This is a genomic window from Micromonospora sp. WMMA2032 (assembly GCF_002688545.1).
GTDB classification, from domain to species: Bacteria; Actinomycetota; Actinomycetes; order Mycobacteriales; family Micromonosporaceae; genus Micromonospora; species Micromonospora sediminicola.
In genome coordinates, this window is sequence record NZ_CP024052.1 from 4,276,919 (window position 1) to 4,300,403 (window position 23,485).

Genomic DNA, 23,485 nt, shown 5'->3' on the forward strand with positions numbered 1-23,485 from the left:
CGCCCCCAAATCGGGGGGCCCATGACGGAACCTACCCGGAGACACGACGCCGGGGCGACCGCTTTACGCGGCGGCGCCCCGGCGTCGTCCGGTTCAGTCCCGCTCGGCGAGCGTCAGCTCGATCCCGCCGACCAGGTCGGCGCAGACGTTGTAGACGAACGCGCTCAGCGTGGCCAGCGCGGTGAACAGCACGACGTTAACCAGGCCGATCAGCGCGGAGGTCAGGATCACGCCCTTGGCGGTGATCCGGAACCCGCCCCCGCCGCCCGAGCCGCCGCCGGCGTTGACCAGGTCGGTCAGGCTGTCGTTGACGCTCTTGAACACGCCCATCGCGTCGAGCGCGAGGTAGAGCACCGAGGTCGCCACGACCACGACGATGAAGAGCACGACCGAGACCGCGAACGCGAACTTCATCACGGACCAGGGGTCGATCCGCTTGAGGTTCAGCCGGGCCCGGCGCGGCCCGCGCGACGCGGCCGAACTGACCGAGGTACGCGCGGCGCGTACCGCCTCACCGACGCGCGCGGCACCGACGGCCGCCGCGCCGCTGATCCCCGGCGGCAGGCCACCGCCGTTGGCGGGGCGGCCCTGGGGCTGCTGGGCCTGGGTGCCGCCGGCGGGCCGGGCAGCGTCGGGCGCCGGCTTGGGCGCGGTGCCCAGACCGGCGCCGATGCGCGGCTGGGTGCCGGTCGTCCCGGGGGACGGCCGGGCGGCCGCCGTCGGCGTGGTCGGCGGTGTGCTCGTGGCGGGCTTCGCCGCGGCCGGGGCGGCCAGGCCGTCGGCCGAGGTGGGCGCGTCGACCTTGGTCTCGGTGGCGTCGCTTGTCCCCGAGTCCTCGCCGGGCTTGTCGGGAGGCGGGGCCATGCCGGGGGCCCGGGTGAACTTCGGGGCAGGCGCGTCGGCGGGGACCGTGGCCCGACCCACGGCCGCGCGGCCGGTCGCTGGTGTACCGCCCTGCGCGGCCTCCTCGTCGACCGGGGTGGCCGAGGTCCCCTTGTTCCCCGACTTCGCCTGTGTCTCCGTCATCAACTAGTCCTGTTCGTCAGGCTCGTCGGCATTGCGAGCAATCGCCACGATAGTCACGCCGTCCGGGAGGTCCATCAGCTTGACCCCCATTGTGTTCCGGTCACGCGTACGGCGTACAGGCTTCACCGGAGTCCGGATGACGCCGCCGTTGCTGGTGATGGCGAACAGCTCGTCCTCCGGATCGATCACGACCGCGCCGACCAGACCACCGCGTCGCTCGGTGATCTTCGCAGTCAGCACGCCCTTACCTCCCCGGCCCTGGACCGGGTATTCCTCGATCGGGGTACGTTTCGCGTAACCCCCGTTCGTCGCGACCAGAACGTCCAGACCCTCCCGGACCACCTCGACGGCGAGCAACTCGTCCTCGCCGCTGAAGCGCATGCCGATCACACCGGAGGTGGCCCGGCCCATCGGACGCAGCGCCTCGTCGGTGGCGTTGAAGCGGATCGCCTGCGCGTTCTTCGACACGAGCAGCAGGTCGTCCTCCGGAGCCACCAGGACCGCACCGACCAGCTCGTCCTCATCGCGCAGGTTGACCGCGATGATGCCGCCGGAACGGTTGGAGTCGAACTCCTCGAGCCGCGTCTTCTTCACCAGGCCGTTTCTCGTGGCCAGTACCAGGTAGGGCGCCACCTGGTAGTTCGGGATTTCGATGATCTGCGCGATCTGCTCGTCCGGTTGGAACGCGAGCAGGTTGGCCACGTGCTGGCCCTTGGCCACCCTACTGGCCTCGGGAAGCTCGTAAGCCTTCGCCCGGTAGACCCGACCCTTGTTCGTGAAGAACAGGATCCAGTCGTGGGTAGAGCATACGAAGAAGTGGCTCACAATGTCGTCCTGCCGGAGCGTCGCCCCGCTGACGCCCTTGCCCCCACGCCGCTGCGACCGGTAGAGGTCGACCTTCGTCCGCTTGGCGTACCCGGTGCGCGTGATCGTCACGACCACGTCCTCGCGGGCGATGAGGTCCTCCATCGAGACCTCGCCGTCGAACGGCACGATCTTGGTGCGGCGCTCGTCGCCCCACTTGGCGATGATCTCGCCCAGTTCCTCCGAGACGATCCGCCGCTGCCGCTCGGGCTTGGCCAGGATGTCCTTGAGGTCGGCGATCTCCAGCTCGAGCTTGGCCAGGTCATCCAGGATGCGCTGCCGCTCCAGGGCGGCCAGGCGACGCAGCTGCATGTCCAGGATCGCGGTCGCCTGGACCTCGTCGATGTCCAGCAGCCGGATCAGCCCCTGCCGGGCGTCCTCCACCGTGGGCGAACGCCGGATCAGGGCGATCACCTCGTCCAGCGCGTCCAGCGCCTTGGACAGACCGCGCAGGATGTGCGCGCGCTCCTCCGCCTTGCGCAGCCGGAACGCGGTCCGCCGGCGGATCACCTCGATCTGGTGCTCGACGTAGTAGCGGATGAACTGGGCCAGGTTGAGCGTGCGCGGCACGCCGTCGACCAGCGCCAGCATGTTGGCGCCGAACGTCTCCTGGAGCTGGGTGTGCTTGTAGAGGTTGTTCAGCACCACCTTGGCGACCGCGTCGCGCTTGAGCACCAGCACGATCCGCATGCCGGTACGTCCGGAGGACTCATCCCGGATGTCGGCGATGCCGGCGAGCTTGCCCTCCTTGATCAGCTCGGCGATGCGCTCGGCGAGGTTGTCCGGGTTGACCTGGTAGGGCAGCTCGCTGACCACCAGCGCCGGCCGGCCCCGCTTGTCCTCCTCGACCTCGACCACCGCGCGCATCCGGATCGAGCCACGCCCGGTCCGGTACGCGTCCTGGATGCCCGCCTGGCCGACGATCAGGCCGTGGGTCGGGAAGTCCGGGCCCTTGACGATCTCCAGCAGGGCTTCCAGCGTGGTCGCCTCGTCGGCCTCCGGGTGCTCCAGGCACCACTGCACGGCCGCGCCGATCTCGCGCAGGTTGTGCGGCGGGATCTTGGTGGCCATGCCGACCGCGATGCCCTCGGATCCGTTGATCAGCAGGTTCGGGATCCGCGACGGCAGGATGGTGGGCTCCTTGGCCCGGCCGTCGTAGTTGTCCTGCAGGTCGACGGTGTCCTCGTCGATGTCCCGCAGCATCTCCATGGCGAGCGGGTCGAGCTTGCACTCGGTGTTGTGGCTGACGAAGCCGTCGGAGACGAACGAGTGGTCGTCGGTGTCCACCCGGATGCTGTAGACCGGGCGTACCCCGGCGTCGGTGATCCCGGTCACCTCGGCGTAGTAGAAGCGTCCGTCGACAAGCGGCTCGACCACGTCGAGGATGCCCGGCTCGGTGATCCGGCCCGCGATCTCGTCGCGGTCCCGCTCCCAGCGCTCGATCCGGTCGACGTTGTGCCGGCGCAGCCAGTCACGCTCGGTCCAGCGGCTCGCGCCGTGCTCACGGATGAAGTCGCCGACGAACGGCACGTGGTCGCCGGAGAGCGCGGTGCTGCTCGCCGGCACCTGGGCCAGCTCGGACTCCAACTTGGCCTGCTTGCGGCCGAGGAAACCGACGTGAGCGGCGAAGATCCGGGCGTCCCGCCGGTTGGTGACGACGACCTTGATCTCACCGTTTTCGTACCGGCACTGGCGGCTGACGACGCCGAACTCCAGCAGGAGCTGCTGCACCTCGCGGGCCAGACGCTCACTGCGGGTCGAGTACGAGACCTGGATGGTGTGGCGCGGCAGCAGCGAGGACGAGCCGTCACCCTCGAACAACGCCTGGAGGAAGGCCCGCTTGACCGCGGCCGGTCCGCGCCAGACGAACTCCGGCACGAACTTGGCGGCGCTCCGCGCGCCCACCATGTCGCCGAGGACACTCGCCCGGAGTGCGGAGAGGTCCTGGACGTCGAGTTCGTGCAGCGTGCTGCCGGAGGCGATGACGCGCTCGGCGACGTAGCGGGGGCCGCCGACCGCGAGGTCGTATGCCGTCAGGACGCGGACGAAGAAGTCCCTGTCGACGTTGTTGAAACCGGCCCGGTGCTCCGACACCCAGCCCTCGGACACGAACGCGCCGGCCAGGACGGCCGCCTCGACGTGCTCCAGCATCGGGTAGCCGATCTCGTCCGGCACGGTGCGCTGGAGGACGACCCGGTCGCCCGGGGCGATCTCGGCGAGCAGCTTCCACAGCAGGGTCGGCACGCCGGCCACGCTCACCAGGCAGAGCACCGGGTGGTTGTGCGTGCCGGTCAGCTCGTACCCCTCGCGGGTGCGCAACCGCAGCGTGGGGTGCTCGCCGGAGTGAAAGAACCTGCTGGCGCGGACCAGGTCACCGTTGCGATCACGGACCTTGAGGTCGACGTCGGTCTCGCTGCTCGGCGCGGCGTCCGGCACGATGTCGCCGATCCGGACGGTGCCGTCAACGGTACGAACCCGAACATCTGCCGTAACGCAGTACCTCATGGCGGCGGCCGGATCGTTGCCCGGCGAGCCGAAGTTGCCGTTGCCGTCGACCAGCGGGTAGCGCAGCGACCACGGCTGCGCCATCCGGACCAGCGCGTCGTAGATGGCCGAGTCACCGTGCGGGTGGAACTGGCCCATCACGTCGCCGACGACCCGGGAGCACTTCACGTAGCCGCGGTCCGGCCGGTAGCCGGAGTCGAACATGGCGTAGAGGATCTTGCGGTGGACCGGCTTGAGCCCGTCCCGGACGTCCGGCAGGGCCCGCCCGACGATGACGCTCATCGCGTAGTCGAGGTACGAGCGCTGCATCTCGACCTCGAGGCCGACCGGCTCGATCCGGTCGTGCTGGACGACCGCGGCCACTGTCTCCGGGGTCTCCGGCTCGTTCGGGGTGGACTCGGGAGTATCGGTCACTGTTAACCCTTATCAGACTCAGAGTCGTGATCTCGCTGTGGATAACGGCTGTGGAAAGCGGCCAGACTGTGGATAACTCTGTGGACCGCCGGGCCGGCCGGTGGATTTCCGGCCGGCCCGGACCGGTCCGTCAGATGTCCAGGAACCGCACGTCCTTGGCGTTGCGCTGGATGAACGAGCGGCGCGCCTCGACGTCCTCACCCATGAGGACGCTGAACAGCTCGTCGGCGGTTGCGGCGTCGTCCAGCGTGACCTGGCGCAGGGTGCGGGTGGCCGGGTTCATCGTGGTCTCCCACAGCTCCGGGTAGTTCATCTCACCGAGACCCTTGAACCGCTGGATGTCGTCCGGCCGGGCGTTGGGCTTCTTCTGCTGGCGCAGCGCGATCAGCCCGTCACGCTCCCGGTCGGAGTATGCGTACTGGGCGTCGTCGCCCTTCTTGTTCCACTTGATCTTGTAGAGCGGCGGGGCGGCCAGGTAGACGTGCCCCAGCTCGACCAGCGGCCGCATGAACCGGAACAGCAGGGTGAGCAGCAGCGTCTGGATGTGCTGGCCGTCGACGTCGGCGTCGGCCATCAGCACGATCTTGTGGTAGCGCAGCTTCTCGATGTCGAAGTCGTCGTGGATGCCGGTGCCCAGCGCGGTGATCAGCGCCTGCACCTCGTTGTTCTTCAGCACCCGGTCGATCCGGGCCTTCTCCACGTTGAGGATCTTGCCGCGGATCGGCAGGATCGCCTGCGTGCGCGGGTCGCGGCCCTGCTTGGCCGAACCACCGGCCGAGTCGCCCTCGACGATGAAGACCTCGGACTCGCGCGGGTCGGTCGACTGGCAGTCGGCCAGCTTGCCCGGCATCGAGCCGGACTCCAGCAGCGACTTGCGGCGGGCCAGCTTGCGCGCCTGCTGGGCGGCGATGCGGGCCCGGGCGGCCTGGGACGCCTTCTGGATGATGGTCTTCGCCTCGGCCGGGTTGCGGTCGAACCAGTCGACCAGCGACTCGTTGCAGACCCGCTGCACGAAGCCCTTGACCGGGGTGTTGCCCAGCTTGGTCTTGGTCTGACCCTCGAACTGCGGGTCGGTGAGCTTGACCGAGATGATCGCGGCCAGGCCCTCGCGGATGTCTTCCCCGGAGAGCCGCTCGTCGCCCTTGAGCAGCTTCTTCTCGGCGCCGTAGCGGTTGACCACGCTGGTCAACGCGGCCCGGAAGCCCTCCTCGTGGGTGCCGCCCTCGTGGGTGTTGATGTTGTTGGCGAAGGTGTAGACCGACTCGCCGTACGACTCGTTCCACTGCATGGCGATCTCGACCGACATGCCCGTCTCCTCGGCGCCGAACTCGACCACCGTCTTGTGGATCGGGTTCTTCGAGGCGTTGAGGTGCCGGACGAAGTCGGCGATGCCGCCCTCGTAGTGGAAGGTGACCTCGCGGAGCTTCCCCTCCTCGTCCTCCGGCACCCGCTCGTCGAGCAGGTGGATGGTGAGGCCGCGGGTGAGGAAGGCCATCTCCTGCAGTCGCCGGTAGATGGTGTGGAAGTCGAAGTCGACGGTCTCGAAGACGTCCGGGTCGGGCCAGAACGACACCGCGGAACCGGTCCGGTCGGTCGGCTCACCCTTCTCCAGCGGCGTCGGCTTGGAGTGGTCGTAGCGCTGGCGCCAGACGAAGTTGTCCTTGTGGATCTCCACGGCCATCTTCGTGGAGAGGGCGTTCACCACCGAGACGCCGACGCCGTGCAGGCCGCCGGAGACCGCGTACGCCTTGCCGTCGAACTTGCCGCCGGCGTGCAGCACGGTCAGCGCGACCTCGACACCCGGCTTCTTCAGCTTGGGGTGCAGGTCGACCGGGAAGCCACGGCCGTTGTCGGTGACCCGGACCCCCCCGTCGCCGAGCAGCACCACGTCGATGGTGTCGCAGTGCCCGGCCAGCGCCTCGTCCACCGCGTTGTCGACGACCTCCCACACCAGGTGGTGCAGACCGCGCTCGCCGGTGGACCCGATGTACATACCGGGCCGCTTCCGGACCGCTTCCAGGCCCTCCAGCACGGTGATGGACTCGGCGCCGTACTTCTTGTTGTCCTCCGCTGCCACCCTCGGCCACTTTCTCGCACCGGCCGCGCGTGGGCGCGGGGCGCGGGTTCGGCGGACAGGACGCGACGTCGGCGCGCACGGGCCGCCCCCGGGATCGCCAGGTCACGGATCGTGCACACCGGTCGCCGCGGATGCCCGCGGATAGCGATCGGCTCGGACCCGATGCGGGACAATGATCAAGGGCCCTGGGGGCCCGCGTCCGTCGCTCCGTGTCGGGTCTTTCGTCTCGCCCCCAATCTTACTGTGCGGAGCCGACCAAACCGCCACTCGGCACCCTCTCCGAGGCGGCTGAGAATGCCGTAGCCGGACGAACCTCGCTGCCCGCGACTCCCCCTACACGCCACTGGGGCCGTGCCGCGCCATCGGCCGCCGCGACCCGTGGCCGCTCGCCGGCCCGGCCGACGACGGGCGCCAACCGGGGGTCGCGGTGGAACTCGACGTGCCGTACCTTTTGCGGCGCCGCCGTTGCGGTCTTGATCTTTCGCGCCCGAACCGGGGACCATCGCCGGAGATGGTCCGACGACGCTTGGTGAGAGGTGACGCCAGATGGGGCTGGACAACGTCGCGGTGCACTGGCCGCGTACCGGCCGCTTCTACGACCCGGTCGCGCCGGCTGAGTTCGTGGACTTCGGCGAGATCGTGGACATGCCACGGATCTCCGCACCGACCGCCGCGCTCGCCGAGCTGATCGCGAAGACCGGCACGGTGCGGGCAACCGTGTACACGGAGCTGGTCGACCTGATCCTCGGGTTGGAGAATGTGCTCTACGCCACGGAGAACGCCGCCGAGGACGAGGATCCGGTGATCGACCCGGACGGGTGTTCCTGGATCGCCGAGGGCGTGGAGAAGTTCGTCGCCCGACACCGCCCGTACGGCGAGGCGGTCACGTTCGAGTCGGTCAGCGAGGTGTTGCGCGCGCTGCTCGGCGACGGTCGGCTCGCCGAGCAGCAGCTCCGCTGGCTGGACAGCCGGCTGGACCGGTTGCGGGACGAGAGCGGCGATCCGCCGCAGTGGAACTTCACCTGCGCCGAGCTGAGCGTGCTGGCCGCGTTCTACCGGCGGTGCGCCGAGCGCGGCTTCGCGGTCTACGCCGACGCCTGACCCGGGTTCCCCGCCCCGCCGGGCCCGGTGGTGGCCCGGTTGGCGGCGGCGATCACCTCGGTGAGCGCGTCGTGCAACTGCCGCAGGTCGGCCAGCGGCAGGCCGAGCCGCTGCACGATGGCCGGCGGGATCCGCTCGGCCTGCGCCCGCAGGGCCCGCCCCTCGGCGGTGAGCGAGACGGCCAGGCTGCGCTCGTCGGAGGCGTCCCGTTCGCGCCGTACGTAGCCGGCGGCTTCGAGGCGCTTCAGCAGCGGCGACAGCGTGCCCGGGTCGAGCTGGAGCAACCGGCTCAGCTCCCGGCCCGACAGCGGCGCGTGCTGCCAGAGCGCCAGCATGACCAGGTATTGCGGGTGGGTGAGTCCCATCGGTTCCAGCAGCGGGCGGTAGACGGCGACCACACCGCGCGCGGCGACGGACAGGGCGAAGCAGACCTGCTGCTCCAGCGCCAGGGGATCGTCCTCGACCCGGTCGGTCACGTGCGCCCTCCTCGTCGTCGTTGCGATGATACCAACGATTGGTGTACCAATTGTTTGTACGCCAATCGTCTGGGAAGGGTGCCAATGAGCAGCGACGAGCAGGTGGGCGACACCTCCGGCCAGGGCGGACGCCTCCTGGGCTGGGTCTTCCGCAACCTCGCCGGCCCCTCCCAGGTGCAGGGTGCCGTGCAGGGCGGCTCGCGGCTGGCGCGCGAGGCCTGGAAACAGGACCTGGAGCGGCGCAAGCAGTGGAGCCGCGAACAACGGGAACTCAAGCGCGCCCGCCGGGAGGCCCGCCGGGCCGGGGGCGACGGTCAGCCGTAGGTGTCGCGCGGTCCCCGGCCGCGCACCCGGCGCGGCCCCCGCGACCAGGACGGCGCGGCCGGACCGTGGATGTGCAGCTTGCGCACCACGTTGTGGCCGACCTCACGGGCGATCTGCTTGAGCAGCGAGCCGGCCAGCAGGCGCAGCTGGGTGGCCCACGCCGTCGAGCGGGCCTCCACGGTCAGCTCGCCGTTCTCCAGCTTCACCGGGCGGCTGTGCTGGGCGACCTCCGGCCCGACCACCTTCTCCCAGGCGCCGAAGACGGTCGCCTCGGCCGCCGGCTGTTGCCAGCCCCGCGCCTTGACCAGCTTGTCCAGCACCGCGCCGAGCGGCTGCGGGTCACGCGGGTCCGGCCCGGCCCCGGAGTAGCCGCGCAGCCGCCGCTCGCCGTCGCCGCGCACCGCGGCACGCCGCCGGGGGGCCGCCGTCTGGCGCCGGGCCTTCGCCGCGTCGAGCACCGCCCGGGCCAGTTCCGGCCCGCTCGCGCCCTCCGGCAGGCCCGCGGCCGGCTCGCCGTCCGCCGACTTCCCGGGGGTACGCGCGTCGCGTCCCGGCCCCAGCCGGGCCGGCGGGAGTCGCACCTCGTCATCCGACACGTCGCACCGTCCCCTCCGCGACCGTGTAGCGGGCGCCGCGCAGCGTCGCCGGCACGTCGTCGTCCACGGCACAGGTCACCAGGAGCTGGCCGGCGCCGCCGACCAGCTCGGCCAGCCGTTCCCGCCGGCCGGCGTCCAGCTCGGCGAAGACGTCGTCCAGCACCAGCACCGGCTCGATCCCGTCGGCCCGCAGCAGGTCGTAGCCGGCCAGCCGCAGCGCCAGCGCGTACGACCAGGACTCGCCGTGGCTGGCGTACCCCTTGGCCGGCAGCGGGCCCAGCGTGAGGGCCAGGTCGTCGCGGTGCGGCCCGACCAGCGTGGTGCCGCGCTCGATCTCGGCGGACCGGTTCGCGGTGAGCGCGGCGGTGAGCGCCTCGGCCAGCGCCGCCCGGTCGGCCGCCGGCTCGGGCAGCTCGACCGACGGCCGGTACGCGATGCCGGCCGCGCCCCGGCCGGCGGCCACCGCGTCGTACGCCTTCGCCACGTGCGGGGTGAGCGCGGCGACCAGCTCCAGCCGGCCGGCGAGCAGGTCGGCCCCGTGCTGCGCCAGGTGGGCGTCCCACACGGCGAGGGTGGACAGGTCACCACCGCGCGTACCACCGGTCTTGCGGGCCAGGTACGACGTCCGCAGCAGCGCGTTGCGTTGCTTGACCACCCGCTCGTAGTCGGCGCGCACGCCGGCGTAGCGGGGCTGGCGGGTGACGAGCAGGTCGTCCAGGTAGCGGCGGCGTTCGGCCGGGTCGCCGCGGACCAGTTCCAGGTCCTCCGGCGCGAAGAGCACCAGGCGCAGCGCGCCCAGCACGTCCCGGGCGCGCCGGGCCGGGGACCGGCCGAGCCGGGCCCGGTTGGCCTTGCCCGGAACGATCTCCAGCTCGACCAGCAGCTCCCGGCCGTCGTGCACCACCGCGCAGCGGATCACCGCCGAGGTGGCGCCCATCCGCACCAGCGGGGCGTCCGTGGCGACCCGGTGCGAGTCCAGGGTCGCCACGTAGCCCAGCGCTTCGGCCAGGTTGGTCTTGCCGACGCCGTTGGCGCCGACGAGCACGTTCGGACCCGGCTCAAGGTCGACGCCGACCCGCTCGTAGGAGCGGAAGTCGACCAGTTCGAGCCGGCGGACGTACACAGGCTGTGGACAGCGCTCAGCGCTTGTGGACGGCGTGGCCGCCGAACTGCTGGCGCAGCGCGGCGACGGCCTTCATGGCGGGTGAGTCGTCCTGCCGCGACGCGAACCGGGCGAACAGCGAGGCGGTGATGACGTTGAGCGGGACGGCCAGCCGGACCGCCTCGTCGACCGTCCACCGGCCCTCGCCGGTGTCCTCGGTGTAGCCGCTCAGCTCGGCCAGCTCCGGGTCCTCGTCGAGCGCCCGGTCGAGCAGGTCGAGCAGCCAGGACCGGACAACGGTGCCCTCCCGCCAGGACTTGAACACGCCGGGGACGTTGGTCACCAGCTCGGAGGCGGTGAGCAGCTCGTAGCCCTCGGCGTAGGCGTGCATCAGGCCGTACTCGATGCCGTTGTGCACCATCTTGGCGTAGTGGCCGGCGCCGACCGGACCGGCGTGCACGAAGCCGAACTCGCCCTCGGGCTTGAGCGCGTTGAAGATCGGCATGAGCCGCTCGACGTGCTCCTGGGCGCCGCCGACCATCAGGCCGTAGCCGTTCTGCCGGCCCCAGACGCCGCCGGAGACGCCGACGTCGATGTAGCCGATGCCCTGCTCGTTCAGCCGCTCGGCGCGCGGGGCGTCGTCGCTGAACCGGGAGTTGCCGCCGTCGATGATGATGTCGCCCTCGCCGAGCACGTCGGCGAGTTCGTCGATGGTGGCGTCGGTGACGCCGGCGGGGACCATGACCCAGATCGCGCGCGGCGAGTCGAGCTTCTCGGCCAGCTCCGCGAGGCTCGCGGCGTCGCTGAGCTCCGGGTTACGGTCGAAACCGACCACCTCGTGCCCGGCGGCGCGCAGCCGCTCGCGCATGTTGCCGCCCATCCGGCCGAGTCCTACCAGGCCGAGCTGCATCTGCTCCTACCTCCGTACGTCAGGGTCGTGCTGCCTGCGATCAGCGGGACACGCGGATCGGCATGATGAGGTACCGGTACCCCGGGATGACCTCGCCATCCTCGCCGGCCGGGGAAATGACCGCGGGCTTGAACGCGTCGACGAACCGCAGCAGGGCGTGCTGGGCGCCCAGGTTGTTCAGGCCGTCGATCAGGTACTGCGGGTTGAAGCCGATGGTGAGCGGGTCGCCGCTGAAGGTGGCCTCCATGGCCTCGCTGGCCCGGGCCTCCTCGGTGCCGCCGGCCTCCACCACGAGCCCGTCCGAGCTGAAGCTGAGCAGCACCGGGGTGGTGCGCTCGGCGACCAGCGCCACCCGCTTGACCACCTCGATCAGGGTGGCGACCGGGACGCGGGCCTCGGCGTTGTGGTCGGCCGGGAAGAGCGACCGCACCGGCGGGTAGTTGGCGCCGTCGAGCAGCCGGCTGGTGGTCCGGCGGGTGCCGCCGGAGAAGCCGATCATGCCTTCGCCGGCGCCGCCGGAGGAGAGCGCCATGGTGACGTGCCCGCCGAGCGGGCCGAGCGCCTTGGCGGTGTCGTGCAGCGTGCGGGCCGGAACCAGCGCGTTGAGGCTGATCTCCGGGTCGTCCGGGTTCCACTCCATCTCGCGCAGCGCGAGGCGGTAGCGGTCGGTGGCGAGCATCGCCATGGTGCCACCGGACAGCTCGAGCCGGACGCCGGTCATCATCGGCAGCGTCTCGTCCCGGCCGGCGGCCACGGCGACCTGGGCCACCGCGGCGGCGAAGGCGGCGGCGTCGACGGTGCCGGCGCTCTCCGGCATCTCCGGCAGGGTCGGGTAGTCCTCCACCGGCATGGTCGGCAGGGTGAACCGGGCGCTGCCGCAGACCAGCTCCAGGTGGGCGCCGACGGCGGCGATGTCCACCGGCTTGGCCGGCAGGGCCTTGGTGATCTCGGCGAGCAGTCGACCGGAGACCAGGGCGGCGCCGTCCGCGTCACCCTGCACCTCGACGGTCACCTGGCTGGAGACCTCGTAGTCGAAGCCGGAGACCTGGAGGTTGCCGTCGGTCACCCGGAGCATCACCCCGGCCAGCACCGGTACGGAGGGTCGGTTGGGCAGGCTCTTGGCGGTCCACGCGACCGCCTCGGCGAGCGCGTCGCGCTCCACTCGGAACTTCATCAATGCCTCCGCGTCGACGTCAGCGACAACTCTCTCATGCCGACCGCTGCCACCCGTCCCGCCCGACCGTGCGGGTACCCATCGCACCTTAGGGCGCGTGGGCATCGGCTGTGCGCCCGACCCCGTGGATCCAGGTGCCCGGGCGACTGCCGGCGGCAGTGCTCCGGCCCGATCCACAGGAAGTCCAACGGTGATGATTGGTTTTTGTTGTTTAGAAGAGATAACTCATCGTCTTCATCGCACCTGTGCAAACTGTGGAGAACCCGCGTCCGCGCAGGTCAGACAGGTTATCCACCGGTGGTTTGGCTGTGGAGAACCAGGGGTACAACCCGTGTCCCGGTCCACAGCCGTCGCCAGCTCCCGGGTTTTCCACGGCTGTCCACCGGTTGTCCACCGGTAATCCACCGGGTTTCTCCCCAGTGCTGTGGACAGCGCCGACGGCGTCGACCGCGGTTGTCCCCAGAACCTTCAACAGGCCACCCACAGCCGGACCGTCGTCGGTGGACAACGGAGCCGTCGTCCCCAGGCATCCACAGCGTCGTCCCCAGGAGTTGTCCACAGTCTGTGGGTAACCGGCCGAATGCACAGGGTGGTTTTCCACCGCCTGTGACACAGGGGGTGTGGACAACGGGCACGAGCTGTGGACGAGCACGCGACCGATCCTGTGCCCTTCACCGGGTCGAGGGTCAACCGCTCCCGCCGCCCGCTCCCCGCAACCCGGGATCTCGGCCCCTCCGGAGGCGAAACACGTCCATGACCGGTGGCCCGTCCGGGCGGAAGGAATGAGCGAGCGGGCAGCGCGGCAGGACAGCCAGCGGCCGACTTCTGGTGTCGAGCAGGGAGCGCGGGTCACCGAGAACGGGTCGCCCCGACACCAAGCCCTTGATCACCGCGCCGAAGTGACGGGCGGGAGGGCCGCAGGGGTGGGGCTCAGGTGTTCTGCTTGATGCGGTTGGTCAGCTCGGCGATCTGGTTGTAGAGCGAGCGTCGCTCCGCCATCTGCTGACGGATCTTGCGGTCGGCGTGCATCACCGTGGTGTGGTCCCGGCCACCGAACGCCTGGCCGATCCGGGGCAGCGACAGGTCGGTCAGCTCACGGCACAGGTACATGGCCACCTGCCGGGCGTTGACCAGCACCCGGGAGCGGGAGTGACCCCGCAGGTCCTCCAGGCTCACCCCGAAGTAGTCGGCGGTGGAGACCATGATCTGGTCGGCGGTGATCTCCGGGCCGGCGCCGTCCGGGATGAAGTCCCGCAGCACCTCCTCGGCCAGCGACAGCTCGACCGAGGAACGGGTGAGGCTGGCGAACGCGGTGACCCGGATCAGCGCCCCCTCCAGTTCCCGGATCGAGTTCGACACCCGGGACGCGATGAACTCCAGCACGTCCGGCGGGGCGTAGAGCCGCTCCTGCGCCGCCTTCTTCTGCAGGATCGCGATCCGGGTCTCCAGGTCCGGCGGCTGGATGTCGGCGAGCAGTCCCCACTCGAACCGGGTCCGCAGCCGGTCCTCCAGCGTCGCCAGCTGCTTCGGCGAGCGGTCGGAGGTGATCACGATCTGCTTGTTGGCGTTGTGCAGCGTGTTGAAGGTGTGGAAGAACTCCTCCTGCGTCCGTTCCCGGTTCTCCAGGAACTGGATGTCGTCGATCAGGAGGATGTCCACGTCCCGGTAGCGGCGCTGGAACGCGCTGGTCTTGTCGTCCCGCAGCGAGTTGATGAAGTCGTTGGTGAACTCCTCGGTCGAGACGTACCGGACCGAGCGGGCGTTGCCCAACGTGGTGGCGTAGTGCCCGATGGCGTGCAGTAGGTGGGTCTTGCCCAGCCCCGAGCTGCCGTAGATGAACAGCGGGTTGTACGCCTTGGCCGGCGACTCGGCCACCGCCACGCTCGCCGCGTGGGCGAAGCGGTTGGACGAGCCGATGACGAACGTCTCGAACATGTACTTCGGATTGAGCCGGTTGCCACCGCTGTCCCCGGCACCGGGGAGCCGGCGGTCGGCCTGGCCGCCGGGACGGTGGTGGTCGGTGCCGCCGCGACCCGGGCCGCTGTCCGTCGCGCCGTCGCGGGGCAGGCCGCGCATCGGGGGAGGGTCGACCGGTCCCGGGGCCTCGCGGTAGCGGGGCTCGTACCCGCCGGCGTCGGGAGCGGCCGGCTCGATCCGGGGCCGCTCGTCGTAGGGGCGGCGTTCCGGCGCGGCCCGCATCGGCTCGGCGAACGCGGCGCCGAACAGGGTGTCCTGCCCGTCCCGGCCGGCCGGGATCAGCTGGGGTCGCCCGCCGTCGGCGGTCCGCTGCCGGGGGGCGGGCTCGTCCACCGGCTGGTCCGGCCGCGCCTCGGCGTACCCGGGCTCCTGGCGGGGAGCGGGGAAGGCCGGTGCGGCCGGCTGGTCGAAGCCGGGAAGCAGGTCCGCGGGGCCGTCCGGTTCGGCGAGCGGCTCCGGAGCGCTGCGGTACACCGTGCCGGCCGGGCGTCCGGCCGGGTCCTCGGCGACCCGCACCGTGACGGCCACCTGGATCGGCCGGCCGAGCCGGCGGCTCAACGCCTCCGTGATGGCGGGGCGGAGCCGGGACTCGATCACGTCCCGGGTGAAGGCGTCCGGGACGGAGAGCAGGGCGGTGTCCTCGACGATCGCCCGGAGCCGGGTGAGCCGGAGGTACGCCCGCTGCTGCGCGGAGATGATCTCGTCGGCGAGTTCCTCGGTGGTCGCCGTCCACACCGCGGCGAGGTCGTTCGCTCCGGTCACCGTCGTGCCACCCCCTCGCCTGATCCTCACGCCCGCCCGGACGGCTGACCGGTCGTCATCCACAAGTTATCCACAGCCTGTGTGTACCGACCGATTGTGGCCGCCCACCGGACGCGGGTCGGACCTGCCCCCTGGTTCGCGGAGGCGCTGAAGCGGGTTCACCGTGCCGAACGATTCAACAGCTTGTCCGGTCTTGCCGATCGGCGACAAACTCGGACCCCCGACGCCGACCGCAATCGCGCACGCTAACAGCGGGGACCCCACACCATCAACCGCCGACACCCTGGCGGCGTTGGCAACATCAGTGAAAACCGCCCCTTCGGTCGCCATTCCGGCGCAGGTCGGAGCCGGAGTGTGACGTTTGACGGTCGTTGCGCCCCTGCGTAGGCTGGAGCGGCTGCTCTCTCGCCCTCTGCTAGGGTGATGGATGCTTGCTGTCCGTGGCTGTCGCCCCGCACCGTCGGGGGTCGCGTCACCGGGCAGCGCCGATCGGAGGTCACCGCCGAGGTGATCTGGACCAGCACACGACCCCGGGCGATCCGCCGCGCGGGGCGTACGACAACGGAGAGCCTGACGTGAGCAAGCGCACCTACCAGCCGAACAACCGCCGGCGCGCGAAGACCCACGGCTTCCGGCTGCGCATGCGCACCCGTGCCGGCCGCGCCATCATCTCGACCCGTCGCGCCAAGGGCCGCACCCGCCTGTCGGCCTGAGGCCGACCGGTCCGGTCCGGGGACGTGGGCAGTCGTGCTGACCGCCGCGCAGCGACTGCGGCGCAGTAGCGACTTCGCCGCAGCGGTTCGCGGTGGCCGACGCGTCGGCCGTGGCGCCGTCGTGGTCCACCTGAGCCTCCCTGAACCGACCGGCCCCACCGGGACCACCTCGCCGGAGCCGGCGCGGAGCAGCGGTGCGGAGATCTCCGCACCCCGCCGCGCCGGCTTCGTCGTGTCCAAGGCCGTCGGTGGCGCGGTGGTTCGCAACACGGTCCGTCGCCGCCTGCGGCACCTGGTCCGGGAACGCCTGGCCGAACTGCCCGCCGGCACCACCCTGGTGGTACGCGCGCTGCCCCCGGCCGCCGACGCCACGTACGCCCGGCTCGGAGCCGACCTGGACGCCGCCCTCGCCGCCGCGCGGTCGCCCCGGGGACGGCGGTCGCGGTGAACGGTGCGCCCCTGACCCCGTCGCCGACTACCGGTGCCCGCATGCTGCTGGCGCCCATCATCGCGTACCGTCGGTGGATAAGTCCGGCACTGCCGGCCCGCTGCCGGTTCTACCCGTCGTGCAGTGCCTACGCCGTGGAGGCGGTGTCCCGGCACGGTGCGCTGCGGGGGGCCTGGCTGACGGTCCGGCGGCTGTCGCGCTGCCACCCCTTTCACCCAGGTGGTCACGACCCGGTGCCGGAGCCGGGCGATCGCCGCCGTGCCGACGTGACTGGAGCCTGAGAATTGAGTCTCGACTGGATCTACTACGCGATCTCGTGGATCCTGCTGACCTGGCACTCGGCCTGGGACGCCATCGGGGTGCCCGTCGACGCGGTGATCGGCACGAACTGGGCCTGGATCCTCGCCATCGTCTTCCTCGTGGTGACGGTCCGGGTGATCCTCTTCCCGGTCTTCGTCAAGCAGATCAAGTCGCAGCGTGCCATGCAGGCGCTCCAGCCCAAGGTGAAGGAGCTCCAGGAGAAGCACAAGGGTGACCGGGAGACGCTCCAGAAGGAGATGATGGAGCTCTATCGGAAGGAAAAGGCCAACCCCCTGATGGGCTGCCTTCCGATGTTCCTCCAGATCCCGGTCTTCCTGGGCCTGTTCCACACGCTGAAGCGGCTCAACCCCGACAACCCGGGCAAGACCCTGTACGGCTGGACCGTCGAGCAGTTCAACAGCGCGTCCAACGCGAGTCTCTTCACCGCCCCGATCTCCGGCAAGTTCGGCTCCACCGCAGAGGAGCTGTCCCGGCTGGGCGCGAACACCGGCACGGTCAAGGTGGTCGCCGGCATCCTGGTGCTCATCATGATCGCCACCACCTACCTGACCAGCCGGCAGATGATCCTCAAGACCGGCTGGGCCGAGGACCCGCAGCAGCGGATGGTGCAGCGGCTGATGCTCTACGGCATCCCGCTCTCCCTGCTGGTCTCGGGCGCGATCTTCCCGATCGGTGTGATCATCTACTGGGTCACCAACAACCTGTTCACGCTGGGCCAGCAGCAGTGGGTGCTGCGGAAGTTCCCGCCACTGGTGCCGCCGAAGAAGAACGCCACCCCGGGCAAGAGCCCCGTTCAGCCGGCCAAGACCGGTCTACTAGGCCGCAAGACCGCCCAGCCCGCGGTCAAGGCGCCGGCCGCCGCGCCGAAGGTGGCCGGCCCGAAGCCGGGCGCCAAGCCGGTCAACCCGAAGAAGGGCGCGGGCCGACCCGCCAAGCGTCAGGGCTGAGCCCCGCCGGGCCACCGCCACCCGGCGGTGGCCCGTCCGGTTCCCGAGCTGCCACCGAGGGTCGGCGCCGGGCCGGAACCGCCGCGCGCAGCGCGGCCACGGGCGAGACTGGCCCGTACAGACGTGCCCGTGGGCACCCGGCGAACCTCCCGCCGGCCCCCGGGAGACCAGCGGACCCCGACGGTCCGGCCGAGCGAGTACGGAGATGAGACCGTGACCGACACCAGCATCCCCAGCGCCGACCAGTCCCTGGACGAGGAGACCCCCACGGCCACCGCCACCGAGACCGAGGAGGGCACGGCCGAGGCCCGGGAGAAGAAGGCCCCGGCCGACAGCGACCTGTTCCGGCAGAGTGAGATCGCCGCCGACTACGTCGAGGGCCTGCTGGACATCCTCGACTACGACGGCGACATCGACGAGCTGGTCTCCGGCGGCCGCCCGGTCGTCGAGGTGGTCGGTGGCCGCCTGCAGAACCTGGTCGGCCAGCGCGGCGCCACCCTCGAGGCGCTCCAGGAGCTGACCCGCCTGGCGGTGTTCCGGCAGACCGGTACGCCGAGCCGGCTGCTGCTCGACGTCGGCGGCTACCGGGCCGCCCGGCGCAAGGAGTTGGCGGCGGTGGCCAAGAACGCGGTCGAGAAGGTCAAGGAGCACGGTGAACCGGTGCGCCTGGAGCCGATGTCCGCGTTCGAACGCAAGTGCGTGCACGACGTGGTCAACGCGATGACCGACGTGGAGAGCGAGTCCGAGGGTGTCGAGCCGAACCGGCGCATCGTCGTCCGCCCGGTGGCGGACTGAGGCAGTGGTCTCCGACGACACGACGGCTGATGCCGTGGCCGGCCCGGGCGGTACGCCGCCCGGGCCGTCCGCTGTGCGGCCCGACCCGAGCGCCGATCCGGTCTTCTCCGACGAGGACCGGTCGGCCGACCCGGCGTACCGGCCCGCCGCGTCGGTCGAGCCCGCCTTCTCCGGCGAGCCGGCGGCGACCGGCGACTCCGTGGCGACCGATCCCGCGGCCGACGTGATGCCGGCCTTCTCCGGTGAACCACCGGTGGACGCGGCGTCCGACGCCCCGTCCGGCCCGGTCGGCCCGGTCTTCGCCGAACCGGAACCGTCCTCGGTGGACGGTGCGGACGCGCCTCTCGGGGAGGCGGCGCCCGATCCGGCCGAGGCGACCCTGCCACCCGAGCTGGCGGAGGCGGCCAGGACGCTCTTCGGTGAGCGTCTGGACCTCGCCGCGGCGTACGCCGAGCTGCTCGCCACGGAGGGCGTGGTGCGTGGTCTGATCGGACCTCGCGAGGCGCCCCGGCTGTGGGACCGGCACCTGCTCAACTGCGCGGTCATGGCGGAGCGGATCCCGGAGGGGGCCAGCGTGATCGACGTCGGCTCCGGAGCGGGACTGCCCGGTCTGGTGCTGGCGATCGCGCGCCCCGATCTCACCGTCACCCTGGTCGAGCCGCTCGCCCGGCGGGTGTCGTTCCTGATCGAGGCCGTGCAGCGGCTCGGCCTCACCCGGTCCGTTCGCGTCTTTCGGGGACGGGCCGAGGAGGCGGCAGCCGGGTCGCGGGACCGGGACCCGTTGGCCGCCGACATCGTCACCGCCCGTGCGGTCGCCGCGCTGGACCGGCTCGCCGCCTGGTGCCTGCCGTTGACGGTGCCGGGTGGTCGACTCCTGGCGCTCAAGGGCGCCTCGGCGGCGGACGAGATCGCCGAACACACCGACGCGGTGGTCCGCCTGGGTGGCGGGACACCCGAACTTCACCGGTGCGGCGCCGGGGTTATCGAGCCGGCGGCGACAGTGGTCGAGGTGGTCCGGGAGCGCGTGGTGAACCCGCCGCGCGCGAAGAAGCCGAAGCGGTCGCGCGGTGGCCGCAATCGCGGTGGTCGTAACCGGGATCGCTGACCCGGGCGGGCTTTCCCGGCACCCCACCCGGTCGTTGGACCGGGTGGGCGTGACCTGATCGATCGCAACCCGACGTGGACCCGCCGCGCCCGTCGGCCGTAGGCTGACCGCGCGTCGATAGTGTGGAGCGGCGGTGCCGGGCGGCGTCCGAACCCGACCGCTCTCACCGGGCCGATGACGTCGCGCGAAGCGCGAGGCCTGATTGACGGGGTGCGGACCGACCATCCGGAGCGGGTAGGGATGACAGGTGCATGACGACGGCAGGTACGACGATCCACGGCTGACCGGGCCCGACGGGCGACCCACCGGTGATCCCGTTTCACGTGAAACCAGCTACCAGGAGTGGGTGGTGAACGATCCCCGCGACGCGGCACCGCATCAGCCCGTCGACCCGACGCCGCGGCGGGACGCTCCCGCGGCGGGCGCCGTACGCCCGGTGTCGTCCGTTCCGGTCAACGTGCCGCCGGCCCGCGACCCGCTCGACCCGAGCGAGGGCCCGGTGAACGCGCCGACCCCACGCCCGGCGGTCGCGCGTGGGAACGCGGCGGTGTCGGGCCGGTTCGAGCCCCAACCACCGGTGTCCGCCGTGCCGCATCAGCCCACCCCTGACTCCGCCCCCGTGTCGGCCGTGCCGGCCGACACGCCACCGGCAGCCGGGTACGGGGACGACACCGGGGCCACCACGTACGTTTCACGTGAAACCCCGACGCGCGAAGAGGATGACCCACCGTTGGCTATGGAGGCGATGCGCGCCGTGCAGATCCTGAATCCCAGTGGCGAGGTCACCATGCCGCGCCCCGACCGGACCCGGGTGATGTGCGTCGCCAACCAGAAGGGTGGCGTGGGTAAGACCACCACCACCGTGAACTTGGCGGTGGCGCTCGCGCTGCACGGCAACCGGGTGCTCGTGGTCGACCTCGACCCGCAGGGCAACGCGTCCACCGGGCTCAACGTGCCCCACCACACGGGCGTGCCGGACGTCTACGACTGCCTCATCGACAGCGTGCCGCTGGAGGAGGTGGCCCAGGCGGTGGAGGGCATCCCCAACCTGTGGTGCGTGCCCGCCACCATAGATCTGGCCGGTGCCGAGATCGAGCTGGTCTCGGTGGTCGCCCGGGAGTCCCGCCTGGCGCGGGCCATCGCCGCGTACCCCGGGCACTTCGACTACGTCTTCATCGACTGCCCACCGTCGCTCGGCCTCCTGACGGTCAACGCGCTCGTGGCCGCGCAGGAGGTGCTGATCCCCATCCAGTGCGAGTACTACGCGCTGGAGGGGCTCAACCAGCTGATCAACAACATCAACCTGGTACGCCAGCACCTGAACCCGCAGCTCGAGGTTTCGACCATCCTGCTGACCATGTACGACCGGCGCACCCGGCTGGCCGACGCGGTGGAGCAGGACGTCCGGAACCACTTCGGGGACAAGGTGCTGCAGGCCGTGATCCCCCGGAACGTGCGGGTCTCCGAGGCGCCGAGCTACGGCCAGTCGGTGATGACCTACGATCCCGGTTCGCGGGGTGCCACGAGCTACTTCGAGGCCGCCCAGGAGATCGCCGAGCGAGGCGTCAAGGAGCCGGTGAGCCGGAATGCGTAGTGCGGAGATGTCGCTGGGAGGCGTCGCATGAAGAACCGTCCCCGCGGCGGTCTGGGCCGAGGGCTCGGCGCCCTCATCCCCACCGGGCCGGTGGCAGGAGCCGACCCGGAAGGTGGCGAGTCGACGGCGGCGGCCCCCGCGCCGGTGGCCTCCGCCAACGGCGCCACGGCAGCAGTGACCGGAGCGAGCGGCGGGACCGCGTCCCCCGCCGTCGCGCCGGAGCCTCAGCTGAGCCCGGTGCCGGGTGCCCGCTTCGCCGAGATCCCGGTCGACGCCATCGTGCCGAACCCGAAGCAGCCCCGGCACGTCTTCGACGAGGACGCGCTGGAGGAGCTCAAAACCTCGATCCAGGAGGTCGGCTTCCTCCAGCCGATCGTCGTCCGGCAGCTCGACCCGGAGAAGTACGAACTCGTCATGGGCGAGCGGCGCTGGCGCGCCGCCCAGGCGGTCGGCCGGGAGAACATCCCGGCGATCGTCCGGGAGACCAAGGACGACGCGATGCTCCGGGACGCGCTGCTGGAGAACATCCACCGCGCCAACCTGAACCCGCTCGAAGAGGCGGCCGCGTACCAGCAACTGCTGGAGGAGTTCGGGGCCACCCACGAGGAGCTGGCCCGGCGGATCGGCCGCAGCCGCCCGCAGATCTCCAACACGATCCGGCTGATGAACCTCCCCGCCGCCGTACAGCGCAGGGTCGCCGCCGGCGTGCTCTCGGCCGGTCACGCCCGAGCGTTGCTCAGCCTGGAGGACGCCGACGCCCAGGAGCATCTCGCCACCCGGATCGTCGCCGAGGGCATCTCGGTACGCGGCACCGAGGAACTGGTGGCGCTGGCGCTCGCGGACGGACCGGCGAAGGCACCCGCGGCGAAGCGGCGGACCAAGCCGCACGCTCCCGCGCTCTCCGATCTGGCCGACCGGCTCTCGGACCGGTTCGACACCCGGGTGAAGGTCGACATCGGCCGGAGCAAGGGCAAGATCACGATCGAGTTCGCGACCGTCGACGACCTGGAGCGGATCGTCGGCATCATCGGCGTCGGCGAGGAGCAGCAACCCGGCGACTGAGTTCCGGCCCTCGTTCGTTTCCCGGCCGCACCGCCCGTGAGGGAGGTGCGGCCGGACTCGTTCGGTCCGGCGTCTCGCGAGTCTCCGCGTTGCTCGGTCCTCGCCGGCGAGCTGCGAGCCGAGCCGGTATCCGCAACGGGCGGCCGGCGTGAACGGTGCTTCGGCCCCTCGCTGGCGGCCGGTTTCACGTGAAACGGCCAACCCGGGTGTCGAAACAGGGAGAGGGGATTGTCGGAGGGGCGCGACGGTCGGCCGACGAAATGGTGGCCGTGGCGGGTTCGACTGATCCGAGGCCACCGGCGGGAGTCGGCCAACACTGCGCCCGGGCGGCTGACGGGGATCGCGTCCGGGGTTCACAGTCCCCCACTCGCGGACCTTCCTGGATCGCCTGGCCTTCGAGGGGCAGGGTTGTTGGTGGGCTCGGGCGATAGCGGCTGCCGGCCCCAACCGTCGCCGGCCACCACGTCCCCGACATCGCCGAGCGGTCGGGCCGACATCCGACGGTCCACCGTGCGTCGAGCCGACCTGTGTCGGGCGGGCCGGCTGGCGGCTCGTCGGCTTGGGCGTCCTGCGGGCCGGGCCGCCGGGCCGCTGGGCCGATCGTCGACCGACCGCCTCTCCGCCGAGGCCCCCGCGACGTCCCGCCGAACCGGACCGGTAACGGCGGACGGTCAGCGCCCGGCACGGAGGCCGACCGCCGTCGCTGCTACCCGACCGACGTCGGCCGTCACTGCTCCCGGTCGCGCGAGCGGACGGCGTCGAACCGGTGGCCTCGGGAGTGGAGAACCGCCAACGGCAGAGAGCTGGCCGACATCGCGAGCACCCGCTCGCCCCTCGCCCTCAGCCCAGAAATTGCGCGTCGCCCCACCCTCGCCGCCGTCTTGACGTGCCCAGGCCGCTGAGTCGTCACCAGGCAGACGAGATCGCCGAGCCGGGGTCCGAGGAGGCATCCGCCCCAGAACGGCCTTCCTGGGCCCCTGAGGCCGCCGTTTCACGTGAAACGGGGAAAGGGAGCCGGGCACCCCGAACGCCCCTCCTGTCGGCGACCACCCCTGACCGGCCCGCCGCACGGGCCTGCGACCGGGGTTCGCAGCCGCTTCGACCCGTCATTCCGTGGCCCGGTTTCACGTGAAACGAACGCCGCGGTAGCCGGCGGCCGGCGACGAAGCCCTCGGAGCCCCGGGCGCGACTA

At 71.3% G+C, this 23,485-nt stretch carries 19 protein-coding genes; 10 read left to right on the forward strand and 9 right to left on the reverse strand.

What is annotated here, in order from left to right; translation table 11 throughout:
* Nucleotides 1–93: 93 nt before the first annotated feature.
* The 3 genes from CO540_RS19820 to gyrB form a co-directional block, all read right to left on the reverse strand.
* Nucleotides 94–1,026, reverse strand: a complete 933-nt coding sequence (locus tag CO540_RS19820) for a DUF3566 domain-containing protein (RefSeq protein ID WP_099163183.1) — start codon at nucleotides 1,024–1,026, stop codon at nucleotides 94–96.
* A gap of 3 nt (nucleotides 1,027–1,029) precedes the next feature.
* On the reverse strand, nucleotides 1,030–4,809 hold the full coding sequence (gene gyrA / locus CO540_RS19825) for an intein-containing DNA gyrase subunit A (protein WP_099163184.1): 3,780 nt from the start codon (nucleotides 4,807–4,809) through the stop codon (nucleotides 1,030–1,032).
* Between the two features lie 130 nt (nucleotides 4,810–4,939).
* The gene (gene gyrB / locus CO540_RS19830; protein ID WP_099163185.1) at nucleotides 4,940–6,886 is read right to left on the reverse strand and encodes a DNA topoisomerase (ATP-hydrolyzing) subunit B; all 1,947 of its coding nucleotides are present in this window, start codon (nucleotides 6,884–6,886) and stop codon (nucleotides 4,940–4,942) included.
* A gap of 546 nt (nucleotides 6,887–7,432) precedes the next feature.
* Here gyrB and CO540_RS19835 point away from each other — a divergent pair.
* Entirely contained in the window at nucleotides 7,433–7,987 is a 555-nt protein-coding gene (locus CO540_RS19835; protein WP_091567607.1) for a hypothetical protein, read from the forward strand.
* On the opposite strand, the gene CO540_RS19840 is transcribed toward CO540_RS19835, so the two are convergent.
* Nucleotides 7,972–8,463, reverse strand: coding sequence for a MarR family winged helix-turn-helix transcriptional regulator (locus tag CO540_RS19840; protein ID WP_099163186.1), 492 nt, complete (start codon nucleotides 8,461–8,463; stop codon nucleotides 7,972–7,974). The genes CO540_RS19835 and CO540_RS19840 overlap by 16 nt on opposite strands.
* Before the next feature lie 84 nt (nucleotides 8,464–8,547).
* Between CO540_RS19840 and CO540_RS19845 the strand changes: the two genes are divergently transcribed.
* Entirely contained in the window at nucleotides 8,548–8,787 is a 240-nt protein-coding gene (locus tag CO540_RS19845; RefSeq protein WP_091567615.1) for a hypothetical protein, read from the forward strand.
* Here CO540_RS19845 and CO540_RS19850 read toward each other — a convergent pair.
* From CO540_RS19850 to dnaA, 5 genes are all read right to left on the reverse strand, one after another.
* A complete protein-coding gene (locus CO540_RS19850) occupies nucleotides 8,778–9,383 on the reverse strand; it encodes a DUF721 domain-containing protein (protein WP_091567619.1) in 606 nt (201 codons plus the stop codon). The genes CO540_RS19845 and CO540_RS19850 overlap by 10 nt on opposite strands.
* Nucleotides 9,373–10,506: a DNA replication/repair protein RecF gene (gene recF / locus CO540_RS19855; RefSeq protein WP_099163187.1), complete on the reverse strand. Its 1,134-nt coding sequence runs from the start codon at nucleotides 10,504–10,506 to the stop codon at nucleotides 9,373–9,375. Before recF ends, CO540_RS19850 begins: the two co-directional genes overlap by 11 nt.
* 16 nt (nucleotides 10,507–10,522) lie before the next feature.
* Complete coding sequence (gene gnd, locus CO540_RS19860; protein ID WP_099163188.1) at nucleotides 10,523–11,395, reverse strand: phosphogluconate dehydrogenase (NAD(+)-dependent, decarboxylating); 873 nt, start codon at nucleotides 11,393–11,395, stop codon at nucleotides 10,523–10,525.
* Nucleotides 11,396–11,435: 40 nt separating this feature from the next.
* A complete protein-coding gene (dnaN, locus tag CO540_RS19865) occupies nucleotides 11,436–12,569 on the reverse strand; it encodes a DNA polymerase III subunit beta (protein WP_091567631.1) in 1,134 nt (377 codons plus the stop codon).
* A 930-nt stretch (nucleotides 12,570–13,499) separates the two neighbouring features.
* Complete coding sequence (gene dnaA / locus CO540_RS19870; protein WP_099163189.1) at nucleotides 13,500–15,308, reverse strand: chromosomal replication initiator protein DnaA; 1,809 nt, start codon at nucleotides 15,306–15,308, stop codon at nucleotides 13,500–13,502.
* Nucleotides 15,309–15,883: 575 nt separating this feature from the next.
* Between dnaA and rpmH the strand changes: the two genes are divergently transcribed.
* The 8 genes from rpmH to CO540_RS19910 all read left to right on the forward strand — a co-directional run bounded on the left by rpmH (nucleotide 15,884) and on the right by CO540_RS19910 (nucleotide 22,293).
* Entirely contained in the window at nucleotides 15,884–16,021 is a 138-nt protein-coding gene (rpmH, locus tag CO540_RS19875) for a 50S ribosomal protein L34 (RefSeq protein WP_074478258.1), read from the forward strand.
* A gap of 34 nt (nucleotides 16,022–16,055) precedes the next feature.
* On the forward strand, nucleotides 16,056–16,469 hold the full coding sequence (rnpA, locus tag CO540_RS19880) for a ribonuclease P protein component (RefSeq protein WP_099163190.1): 414 nt from the start codon (nucleotides 16,056–16,058) through the stop codon (nucleotides 16,467–16,469).
* Nucleotides 16,470–16,510: 41 nt separating this feature from the next.
* Nucleotides 16,511–16,750: a membrane protein insertion efficiency factor YidD gene (gene yidD / locus CO540_RS19885; RefSeq protein WP_091567651.1), complete on the forward strand. Its 240-nt coding sequence runs from the start codon at nucleotides 16,511–16,513 to the stop codon at nucleotides 16,748–16,750.
* Nucleotides 16,751–16,753: 3 nt separating this feature from the next.
* A complete protein-coding gene (gene yidC / locus CO540_RS19890) occupies nucleotides 16,754–17,737 on the forward strand; it encodes a membrane protein insertase YidC (RefSeq protein WP_099163191.1) in 984 nt (327 codons plus the stop codon).
* Between the two features lie 213 nt (nucleotides 17,738–17,950).
* Entirely contained in the window at nucleotides 17,951–18,532 is a 582-nt protein-coding gene (locus tag CO540_RS19895) for a R3H domain-containing nucleic acid-binding protein (protein ID WP_099163192.1), read from the forward strand.
* A gap of 226 nt (nucleotides 18,533–18,758) precedes the next feature.
* On the forward strand, nucleotides 18,759–19,637 hold the full coding sequence (gene rsmG, locus CO540_RS19900; RefSeq protein ID WP_172968047.1) for a 16S rRNA (guanine(527)-N(7))-methyltransferase RsmG: 879 nt from the start codon (nucleotides 18,759–18,761) through the stop codon (nucleotides 19,635–19,637).
* A 247-nt stretch (nucleotides 19,638–19,884) separates the two neighbouring features.
* Complete coding sequence (locus tag CO540_RS31215) at nucleotides 19,885–21,231, forward strand: ParA family protein (RefSeq protein WP_099163194.1); 1,347 nt, start codon at nucleotides 19,885–19,887, stop codon at nucleotides 21,229–21,231.
* Nucleotides 21,232–21,258: 27 nt separating this feature from the next.
* Complete coding sequence (locus CO540_RS19910; RefSeq protein WP_099163195.1) at nucleotides 21,259–22,293, forward strand: ParB/RepB/Spo0J family partition protein; 1,035 nt, start codon at nucleotides 21,259–21,261, stop codon at nucleotides 22,291–22,293.
* Nucleotides 22,294–23,485: the final 1,192 nt, after the last annotated feature.